This window comes from Pirellulales bacterium, from assembly GCA_035533075.1.
Classification (GTDB): domain Bacteria; phylum Planctomycetota; class Planctomycetia; order Pirellulales; family JAICIG01; genus DASSFG01.
Map to the genome: position 1 here is coordinate 1 of DATLUO010000090.1, position 10,655 is coordinate 10,655.

Consider the following 10,655-nt stretch of genomic DNA (forward strand, 5'->3'; position numbering starts at 1 on the left):
ATGCGAGAGCACCCAGCCGCTCATCAGGTCGATGAAAATCAAATAGCTGGGGGCGGTGAAGGTGCATTGGAACTCGGATAGCAACGTGACGAAAGATGAAGTAACTTGCATGTTCGGCCTCCTTGCCGCGGGTTGCCTGGGATGTTTGATGCACCACAGGTTTACCCGTTTTTGGCATGGAGGCCGATTTCAATTTGACCGAAACTGCCTCGCGAAAACCGCGAAACTTGAACTTAGGTAAGGTGGGGCCAGCCCCGGCGCGCCCGGACGAGCGCCGGCCCACGGTGGTCAGGCGTCAGGCATCAGGCATCAGGCATCAGGGTGTTTGTAGTGATGCCTGACGCCTGAAACCTGATGCCTGACGCCTCGAATCGGTGGGCCGGGGCTCGCAAGCTCGCTGGTCCCACCCTACGACCACTTTGGTCGCGTTTCCTTTGCCTGGCGGACGATCACCAAGATCCGTTCGCGCTCTTCGCCGACGAGCGGCAACCGTGGCGGGCGGACGACTTCGCTGCCATAACCGCATTCGGCCGAAACCAGCTTGATGTATTGAACCACCTTGGGACACGTGTCGAGGTGCAACACGGGCGTGTACCAGCGGTAGACGCGGCGGGCGTCATCGAGCCGCCCGGCTTGCAGCAGATCCCAAAGCAAACGGTTCTCCCGCGGAAAGGCGTTTACGAAGCCCGACACCCAGCCAACCGCGCCCAACAGCACGCTCTCGAACACCAAATCATCGACGCCGCAGAAAAGAAGGTAGCGGTCGCCGCAGGCGTTGACGAGATCGGTGATCCGCCGCGGGTTTTCCGACGACTCCTTGATGGCCACCAGGGTCGGCTCGTCGGCCAACTCGCGAAACACGTCCGGCGGCATGTCGATACCGTAACTGACCGGATTGTTGTAACACATGATCGGCAGGCCCGTCGCCTTCGCCACCGCGCGGAAGTGGACGATCGTCTCACCGCGGTCGGCCTTGTAGATCATCGCCGGCAAAACCATCAGGCCATCCGCGCCGGCGCGCTGGGCCTGCTCGGCAAAGCGGCAGGCGAGCGCCGTCGTGCATTCCGCCACGCCGCTGAGCACGGGCACCCGGCCGGCGACGTGTTTGACCGTGGCGGCCAGCAGCTCGACCTTTTCGCCGGACTCCAGCGAGCAGTTCTCGCCTACCGTTCCCAGCATGATCAGGCCGTCTACGCCCGCCTCGATCAGCGCATCGAGGTGTTTTAGGGTGGCGGCAATATCGAGCGCGCCATCGGATTGGAATTGCGTCGTCGCCGCGGGAAATACGCCTTGCCAGGTGACGTTCATAGTGCGGATCGTGCTGAAGTTATTGTTCGAAGCAGGCTGTTGACGCGATCATTCTACGCTGCCGGAACGCCGGTTAGAAGCCGCTGGACGGAGTGCGCGACCGGATGCCGCCTCGATGCCAAGACCGCCAGTCAGGTGCTCTCGGTGCTGCAGGCTCTCATCGCACCGTGACAGGACCGAAGAAAGGCCCGATTTCCGTTGACGCCGGCGGAATACCAAACAAAATGGAATCGAGCGCTTCAACTGCGCTCTCAAATCCCTTTTCGTCGCGGCGTCGCGTGATCGGACCTTCGGAACCCCACGATGCGATTTATCTGGCTCGAACGCTGTTTTCCAGGCCGCAGATTGCAGCCGGGCAGGCGGCAAAAACGGCACCGACGCGGGGCCGTTTTGGCCGCGCCCGAAACGCTTGAATCGCGGGCGCTGCTGACGGCCCAGTTGCAAGTGGCCCAATCAGGCGTCGTTCAAAACACCGTCGTCGACGGACAACTCCTCGACGATACTTACCAGGTCAGCAACGTCGGCACAAACTCGGCGACGAGCGTCAAATTCACCGACACCCTGCCGGCCGGCGTCGACTTCGTCGCCGAATCGACCTCGTTGGGAACCATCAGCGAGTCGGGCGGCGTCGTCACGGCCCAGCTTGGCACCTTGGCGCCGGGCCACACGGTGACAGTCGACGTGCAAATGACGGCCAGCGGAGCCGGCACGCTCAGCAACCAAGTGTCCGTCGCGGCTTCGAATGCCACCACCGAGACGGCCACCAGCACGACCACCGCCACCGTCGCGTCGCTGGGCGCCGATCTGGCCGTATCGGGCAGCTCCACGCCGGCCCAGGCCCTGCCCGGCAACGACTTGCAGTATTCCTTCACCGTCGTCAACGATTCGACGACCAACTCGGCCCCCGGCGCGCTGTTGACGACGCAGTTGCCCGCCGGCGTCGTGTTCTTGTCGGCCGCGGTAACGGGGCCGACCGCGGGCAGCGCCAGCGACGACAACGGCGTGCTGACGGCCTCGCTGGGCGACCTGGCGCCGGGAGAGAACGAAACCGTCACCATTGACGTGATGCCCACCGTAAGCGGCTCGCTGACGGCCTCGGACTTCGCCACCGACATCAACGGCGACGGCAACCTGGCGAACAATCAGCAGACCGAGAACACGACCGTCAACAGCACTTCGGGGGCGAACACGGCGGATCTCTCGGTAAACACCAGTTCGCCCGGCTCGCTCGTCGTCGGTCAGGCCGGCACCTACACGATCACCGTCACGAACAATGGGGCAAACACCGCCTCGAACCTGAAGCTGTGGGAGCAAATCCCCGCGGGCGTCGACTATCTGCAAGCGACCACCAGCCAGGGCGGCGTGCAGATTCACGGCGCCGGCGACCAATTCATCAGCGCCAATCTCGGCAGTCTGGCGCAAAGCGCCAGCGCCACCATCACGCTCGTTATGACGCCGACGAGCACCGCCGCGTTTTCCAATCAAGTGGAGGCGACTACCGATTCGGGGCTCAACGACGTCTCAAGTGCCATATCGACTAGCAACACACTGACGCCCACCACCGGCAGCGGCGCCGTCCATCTGGAGGTCACCACCACACCGTCGGCGACTTCGGCCTACGTTGGCCAGGCACTGACCTACACCATCACGGTCACGAACCAAAGTTCGGCGATCGCCCATAATGTGGCGCTTACCGGTCCACTGCCGCCGGCCATGACGTTCGTCTCCGCCGCGTCGGCTTCGGGCACGACCTCGAGCGGCGCCGCCACCGGCACGCTCAGCTACCTGAACGGCTCGGTGATCGACGCGATCGGCAACCTGGACGGCGGCAAAAGCGTTACGCTCACGCTCGTGGTGACGCCCAACGTCGCAACCACGTTGACCAACACGTCCATCGCCACCAGCGACAGCGGCGTGACCACGAGCGATAACATTTCGCAAAACACGGCGGTCAGCGGCACGCTGCCGCCCTCCACGGCCGCCGACCTGGTCGTCACCAAAACCGACTCCGCGAACGGCGCCGCGGTGAGCGCCGGAGAGCGGCTCACCTACACCATCACCGTCAAGAACCAAAGCGCCGCCAATTCGGCCAGCAACGTCGTGCTTAGCGACATGCTGCCTGCCGCGGAAAGCTACCTCTCCAGCAGCGCCACGCTGGGAACGATCGGCGAGTCGAACGGCCTCGTGACGGACGACATCGGGAGCCTTGCTCCAGGCCAGACAGAGACCCTGCAGATCGTCGTCGATGTGACACAAAACGGCACCGTCAGCAACACCGCCACGGCGACCACCGACTCCGGGGTCGTGAATCCGGCTACGATTTCAGCCACCGATACCTCGGGGACGGGAACCGGCGGCGGTGGGGGCGGAGGCGGAGGAAGCGCCGACCTGGCCCTCACGCTGGCCCATGCGACCGACAACGGGGCGCTCGTGCCGGGGCAGGCCCTCACCTACACCGTCACGGTCACCAACACCGATGCCAGCAACACCGCGGCGGGCGTGGCGATCGCCGACCCCCTGCCGGCGAACGTGACCTTCGTCTCGGCCGCGTCGAGCATCGGTTCCGGCAGCAGCGCCACGTTGGCCGGCAGCGTCAGCGAGTCGGGCGGCTCGGTGACCGACGACCTCGGCAACTTGGCCGCGGGTCAGACGGCCACCTTGACCATCGTCGTCATGCCCACGCAGGCCGGCACGCTGAGCGATTCCGCCTCGGTGACCTCCACCACCAGCGACCCGAATCCGGCGAACAACAGCGCCACCGATACGGCCTCCGTGGCCGCGGTTCCGGCCTCGGCCGCCACGCTGGCCATCACCAACACCGCTGCGCCCACTACCGTCGCCGCCGGCGGGATCGTGAAGTACACAATCGCCGTGACGAACTCCGGCGGCAATTCGGCCGGCAACGTCGTGGTCACCGAACTGCTCCCCGCCGGCCAACATTACACGTCGGGCAGCTCGACCGTCGGCGCCGTCACCGTTACCGATGGCTTCGTCACGGCCGATCTAGACACGCTGGCGGGCGGCAGCACCGCGACCGTGACCTTGTTTATCACGCCCGACGTGACCGGCATCGTGCAGAGCACGGCCGTGGTAACGACTGATTCCGGCGTCGTCAATCCGAGCAACAGCAGCGCGCAGGCCAGCATCCTTGTTGCCGGCGGCGGCGGTGGAGGCGGTGGTGAAGCCAACCTCACGGTCAGCAACTTGCCTTCGTCATCGAATCCCTTGGCAGGGCAAGAACTCACCTATACCGTGACCGTCAGCAACACGGGCACGGGCGACGCCGACAGCGTGGTCATCTCGGATGCGTTGCCGGCCGGCGTCACGCTCGTTTCCGAAACCACCAATCGCGGAACGATCGAAGCCGGCGGCGGCACGGTCACGGCCGACGTGGGACTGCTGACCTCGCAACAGAGCGTCACCATCACGATCACGGTCGCCACCACGTCGGCGGGCACGCTCAGCGACACGGCCGTCGTCACCACGACTTCGCCGGACAGCAATAGCAACCCCACGGCCACGGCCACCGTCACCGTTGCCGGCGGTGGTTCGGGCGTGGTCGCTTATTTGCCCGGCCAGCCCGGCGACGGCACCGACGCGACCTTCATCGGCAACGTGTTTCGGGAGCTGCTGGACCGCACTCCCGACGCCGGCGGTGAAGCGTACTGGCTTTCGTTCTTGTCCGCAGGCTCCAATCCGGTCCTGCAGCAAGACTTCATGGTGCAGGCGATCCTCGGCTCGAACGAGTACCAGACACATTTCGTCGAAATGGTTTACGAGAACTTCCTGTTCCGGCTGGCCGACCCGAACGGACTGCAGTTCTTCGTCGGTCAGCTTGCGGCGGGCATCAGCGAGCAGCTCGTCATGGCCGAAGTCATCACGGCCCCGGAATACGAGCTGCGTCACGGCGGCAGCACCAAAGGCTTCGTCGACGGTCTCTATCAAGATATTTTGGGCCGCTCCTTCGACCCGCTGGGTGAGTCGTTCTGGGTCGAGCTGCTCGATTCAGGTCAGGTTGCGCCGTATGTGGCGGTCGATGCCTTCCTCGGATCAACGGAAGCCGAGCAGCTGTTGTTGAACAATTCGACCGGCTCGGCGTTGGACGACCTGACGGTCGGAGGCTGGAACCAGCTTTACTTCCAGGGCAATCTGACAGCGAACGCCCAGGATCTGTTCTTCAACGAGCTGGCCTCGCAGACGCCTTATCAGACCGTGATCCGCAACATGCTGGAAACCGGCCAATACTTCGACGCCGGCCAGACGTTCCTGCCGTAACCGTTCGTCCGGGAGTACACCGCGTTAAATGGCTTCTTCGCCGGTTTCGCCGGTGCGAATGCGGACGGTTTCGTCCAAGCTGACGACGAAGATTTTGCCGTCGCCGATTTGGCCGGTCTGGGCGGCCCGCATGATCGTGTCGATGGCTTTCTGCACGCCCGAATTCGGCACGGCCACCTCCAACTTGACCTTGGGCACGAAATCGACCGCGTACTCGGTGCCGCGGTACATCTCGGTGTGGCCCTTCTGCCGGCCGAAGCCGCGCACCTCGGTGATGGTCATACCCTGAATCCCCTGCTCGCTCAAGGCGTTCTTGACGTCTTCGAGCTTGAAGTGCCGAATGATGGCCTCAATCTTTTTCATCTACGCTCTCCAGTTTCAGTAAAGAACCGCGTCCGGCATGCTGGCCGCTGACAACGAAGGACGCGCCGCCAAACGCAGGTCGGAACCCGGTTTCACGCACTTCAAGATTCTTCCAGACTAACTGGTATTTGCTTCTTAGTAAAGCGGGATCGGTCGGTTGGTCGCTTGCGGGTTGGAGGGTGCGGGAACGTAGTTGCGCAAGGGGTCCGCGATATCTCTGTAGGGAACGGACTCCGTGCCGTTCCGCCGAACGCCGATGAACGATCGTTCGGTGCGCGCGGAACGGCACGGAGTCCGTTCCCTACAGAGACGACGTCGCGCCCACGCCTCCGCGCCCGCGGGCCGCTCAAAAGGGTCCAACCGCCCGGAACCACGGAAGTGCAACCTGCCATTGCTCTTGCGTCCTGAGTTGATTGACACTCGCTCGTGCCGCTTCTACACTGGTGGTGCGTTCAAGTTCATCAGCCATGAGAGCCCCCTGCGTGCCGGCGTTGGCACTCGGGGTTTTTGTTTGCGCAACGATCCTGTTTCAATCGCGGCTGAAGCGGCTCATGTTTGACAGGGGGTCTCGGGTTTCGGCAAACGCGAAAGACGACTCAATATGCACACTGGGAAGACGCCTGTTCCGTCCGTACTCATCATCGACGACGATCGGTCGGTGCTGCACGTCCTGAAGCAGGTTTTCAAGGAAGCCGATCTGCGGCTGCTGACGGCCAATACCGCGGCCGAGGGGCTGGAAGCGTTGGCCGCTTCGCACCCCGACGTGGTGGTTCTCGACATCATGCTCCCCGACCAGTCGGGGCTGGAAACGATCGAGCAGATTTACCGGCACGACCCCAAGGTGCCCGTGATCTTCATCACCGCCGGGGGAACGAGCGATACGGCCATCGAGGCCATGAAGCTGGGGGCTTACGACTACCTGCTCAAGCCGCTCGACTATGTGCAACTGCGGGCCCTGGTGCTACGGGCGTTGGAGATTCGGCACGCCATGCGTGTGCCCGTCCACATGCCCGAACCGGCCGGCGAACAGACCGACGCGGCTGACGCCTTCATTGGCCGCTGCCCCGCCATGCAAGAAGTCTATAAGGCCATCGGCCGCGTGGCGCCGCACGACGTGACGGTGTTGATTCGCGGCGGGAGCGGCACGGGCAAAGAGTTGGTGGCGCGGGCCATCTATACACACAGTCCGCGGTCGTCGGGCCGGTTCCTGGCCATCAACATGGCGGCCGTGCCCGACACTTTGCTGGAAAGCGAGCTGTTCGGCCACGAGCGGGGCTCGTTCACCGGCGCCGAGAGCAAGCGCATCGGCCGCTTCGAACAGTGTTCGGGCGGAACGCTGTTTTTGGACGAGATCGGCGACCTGAGTCCGCTGGTGCAGAGCAAGCTGCTGCGGCTGCTGCAAGAGCAGCGGTTCGAGCGGGTCGGCGGCAGCGAGACGATCCGGACCGACGTGCGGATTCTGGCGGCTACGAACCGCGACCTGGAGAAGATGGTCGACGACGGCGATTTTCGGGCCGATCTTTACTACCGGCTCAACGGCTACACGATCAAGCTGCCGCCTTTGAGTGAGCGCGGCAACGACATCGTGCTGTTGCTGGAACACTTTCTGGCCCGGTTCTGCCAGAGTTTGAACAAGGACGTGCAGGGCATTTCGCCCGATGCGCTGGAACTGCTGCTGAGATATCCTTGGCCCGGCAACGTGCGCGAGCTGCAGAGCGTCATCCGGCAATCGCTGTTGCAAGCCACGGGCGAAGTGTTGATGGCCGACTTCTTGCCCGACGAAGTCAAGCACGCCCGCAAGCCGATCGCGGAAATGGGCCCGCGGCGCAACGGCAGCGGACTGCGGCAGCTCGAACACTTTATCGACGAGTCGTTGGAGCAAGGGGCCGAAGGCATCTACGCCGATTCGCTGGCCCAGCTTGAGAAGTACCTGTTCACGCGCGTGCTCAACCACACCGGCGGCAACCAGTCGCAGGCGGCCAAGATGCTCGGCATCACACGGGGCAGCCTGCGCAACAAAATCCGCACGCTGAAGATTACCATCGACCAGGTGGTCAGCGTTGACGATGACGCGGAAGAAGACGAGCCGGCTTCGCACGCCGCCTCAGTCGGGTAGGGGCCGGATGCGCTCTCGTTCGCGGCGAGGTGGCGCCGTACTGTGTTTGTCCGGCCCACCGACTCAAGACAGCGGCACGGCGTCGCTCGGTTCGCCGCTGGCCGCTGGCAGCTCCAATTCGTGGTCGCTGGCGGCGTAGCGGTCGAGTATCTGCCGGAGTTGCTCGAAGTAACGGGGCTTGCCAAGATGAAAGTCGATGCCCGCCGTGCGCGACCGAACATAGTCGCCGTCGCCCTGAAAGGCCGAAATCGCTATGAGTAGCGGATGTTTCGGCTGCAGTGCCTCGCGCAGCCGCGTGGCCAACTGCCAGCCGTCCATGCCGGGCATCGCCAAGTCAGTCAGAATCGCATCGGGCTCGACCAAGCTGGCCATCTGGATGGCCGTCCAGCCATCGGTGCAAACGTGAACTTCGTGCCCGTCGAGCGCCAGCCGCCGAGCCAGCATTTCGGCCAGTTCCCGTTCGTCGTCGACAATTAAGATACGCACATCACCCCTCCCCCCATGACTCTGGAATGGCCGCCTTCGCAGTCGCTGACAAACGGCTGCCCCGGCAACGCCCCAGCCCAGGGTGCAATCATTGTGCCGGACGTTATTCGACGAAGAGAAACTCCTTGCCGTTCAACAACACGTGGCACAGGTCGGCCCAGGCCCGAAGTTCGGCCTCGCCGCCGGCATAGCCCTTGCTTTGCGAAGCGATGAAGGCGACGGCCTGCCGGCATTCGGCGTCGCTGGGAGGGCGGCCGAATGCGGCCAGGTAGAGCGCGCCGAGCCGCGGGGTGGTTGGCGGCGAGCCACGGATGACGCTTTCGGCCCACCGCCGGGCTTCGCCCGCCACAAACGGGCTGTTCAACAGTGTCAACGCCTGAGCGGGTACGTTCGACACGCTGCGCCGGCCGACGGCCGTAAACGGCACCGGATAGTCGAAGGCCAGGAAGAACGTGCTGAGAAAGTTTCGCCGCACGCTCAGATAGATGCTCCGCCGGCCGTCGCCGTCGACTGGACCGCTGGGCGGCCGTCCGCGGCCTTCCACGAACTCGCTCAAAAAGACCGGCACGCTGGGTCCGAACATCCGCCGGTCGAGCCGGCCCGATACTGCCAGGATATTGTCGCGAATCGCCTCGCCTTCCATCCGCTTCACCGAGGCGTGCGACAGCAGCAGGTTGAGCGGATCGACTTGCCGTGCCGCCTCGCTTGGCCGGCTTGACAGTTGATAGGTGGCGGTGAGTGTCAGGCGGCGAATCAACCGTTTGACCGACCAGCCGTCATCCATGAACTCACGGGCAAGCTGATCGAGCAATTCCGGGTGCGTCGGCCTCTCTCCTAACACGCCGAAGTTATCGACCGAGGTCACGATGCCGCGGCCGAAGAGGTGCTGCCAAACGCGGTTGACGATGACCCGCGCCGCCTGCGGCCGAGAGGGACCGGTCATTTGCCGGGCCAGCGCCAGCCGGCCGCTGCCCGGTGTGAGTGCGGGCTGCTCGGTGCCGCCTAGCGCCTCCAGGTAGCGGCGGGCGACGATTTCGCCGGGCGTCTTGGAATTGCCGCGCAGCATCACGCGCTCATCGACGCCGTTGCCGTCCAACATGGCCGGCGCGGTGTGGACTTGCCTTGGCAGGGCGGCGGCCAACTTGGCTTGTTCGGCGACAAACGGTGTGGCGGCGGCGATCAAGGCACGAAGTGCGTCGCTATCGGCGGGTACGAACAGGTCCATCCGGCGGACCAGCCAGTCGGCCAGCGCCGCCCAGGCGAGTCCCGGCGCACCAGGACCCGCCTGGGCGAGCTGCTCGGCCGCGATCGTGAATCGTCGCTGATAAGCGGCGGCCAAGACCTCGGGCGTGGCCAAGTCGGCATCGGAAATCGCCAAGACGGCGACCGGCGACAGATTGGCGGCGTGCGGCGGCTGGTCGCTTTCGACGATTTGGGCAATGGCCAAGATCGGCGAAGCGTCGGGCCCGGTTTCGCCGGGCTGCCGCGGACTGAATTCCACGTGGACGCGCTCGCCGCGATAGGCCGACAAATTGTGCTCGATCCATCGGAAGCGATCGCCCGACTGCCACTCGCGGACCAGCGATCCGTGCAGCGGCCCGTTGTTCATGCGGTGCGAATGGACCGCGGCATACGCGTACCCCGAGCCGCTGACCAGGTAGAACAATTTGCCGCTGCTGAGCGTGAAGCTGGGCGTGCGGAGCATGCGGCCCGACTGCAACCACGACAAGCGGCCTGGCTCGCGTTCCACCCCGGCGGCCAGCGACGCCGCGTCCCAGAACGGATCGCTCACGGCGGCGGCACGGTCCCACACGCGGGTGATCGGCCGCTCGCCGCTGGCGCCGAAGGAAAGGTCGCCGAGTCTGACTGGCCTGGAGCCGAAGGCAAAACCGTCTTGCCGCCAGTCGCTGGCCGGAAGTTGGCCGTAGTCGACAACCACGCTGGCGTTGGGCGGCAAATTATAGTTCACGCGCTGGTCATCTCGGCCAGCTTCTGCCCCAGCCACCGAAGATGTCCGCAGCGCGGCGCCGGCCGGCACAGGCTTGGCAGCCAGCGTCGCCCACGGATGCAACGGCGACGTGTTGTCGGAGGATGCCTGGCGTACGGC

6 protein-coding genes are annotated in these 10,655 nt (G+C 64.4%); 2 read left to right on the forward strand and 4 right to left on the reverse strand.

The genetic code is table 11. The features are described 5' to 3' along the window. Positions 1 to 408: 408 nt before the first annotated feature. Positions 409 to 1,308, reverse strand: coding sequence for a dihydrodipicolinate synthase family protein (locus tag VNH11_12095; GenBank protein HVA47099.1), 900 nt, complete (start codon positions 1,306 to 1,308; stop codon positions 409 to 411). 303 nt (positions 1,309 to 1,611) lie between these two features. Here VNH11_12095 and VNH11_12100 point away from each other — a divergent pair, with 303 nt between their 5' ends. Next, on the forward strand, positions 1,612 to 5,583 hold the full coding sequence (locus tag VNH11_12100; GenBank protein ID HVA47100.1) for a DUF4214 domain-containing protein: 3,972 nt from the start codon (positions 1,612 to 1,614) through the stop codon (positions 5,581 to 5,583). 24 nt (positions 5,584 to 5,607) lie between these two features. Here VNH11_12100 and VNH11_12105 read toward each other — a convergent pair whose 3' ends face one another. Further along, entirely contained in the window at positions 5,608 to 5,946 is a 339-nt protein-coding gene (locus tag VNH11_12105) for a P-II family nitrogen regulator (GenBank protein HVA47101.1), read from the reverse strand. Between the two features lie 601 nt (positions 5,947 to 6,547). On the opposite strand from VNH11_12105, the gene VNH11_12110 reads away from it, so the two are divergent. Continuing rightward, positions 6,548 to 8,062 (forward strand): sigma-54 dependent transcriptional regulator, encoded by a 1,515-nt coding sequence (locus tag VNH11_12110; GenBank protein ID HVA47102.1) that lies wholly within the window; start codon positions 6,548 to 6,550, stop codon positions 8,060 to 8,062. A gap of 63 nt (positions 8,063 to 8,125) precedes the next feature. On the opposite strand, the gene VNH11_12115 is transcribed toward VNH11_12110, so the two are convergent. Beyond that, the gene (locus VNH11_12115) at positions 8,126 to 8,548 is read right to left on the reverse strand and encodes a response regulator (GenBank protein HVA47103.1); all 423 of its coding nucleotides are present in this window, start codon (positions 8,546 to 8,548) and stop codon (positions 8,126 to 8,128) included. A gap of 103 nt (positions 8,549 to 8,651) precedes the next feature. After that, the coding region (locus VNH11_12120; GenBank protein ID HVA47104.1) for a DUF1553 domain-containing protein at positions 8,652 to 10,655 on the reverse strand (2,004 nt) is incomplete at its 5' end.

Excerpts from the sequence above, each read along its gene's own strand:
- VNH11_12110 (HVA47102.1), top strand. The coding sequence starts at position 6,548 with ATGCACACTGGGAAGACGCCTGTTCCGTCCGTACTCATCATCGACGAC.
- VNH11_12095 (HVA47099.1), bottom strand. The coding sequence starts at position 1,308 with ATGAACGTCACCTGGCAAGGCGTATTTCCCGCGGCGACGACGCAATTC.
- VNH11_12105 (HVA47101.1), bottom strand. The coding sequence starts at position 5,946 with ATGAAAAAGATTGAGGCCATCATTCGGCACTTCAAGCTCGAAGACGTC.
- VNH11_12100 (HVA47100.1), top strand. The coding sequence starts at position 1,612 with ATGCGATTTATCTGGCTCGAACGCTGTTTTCCAGGCCGCAGATTGCAG.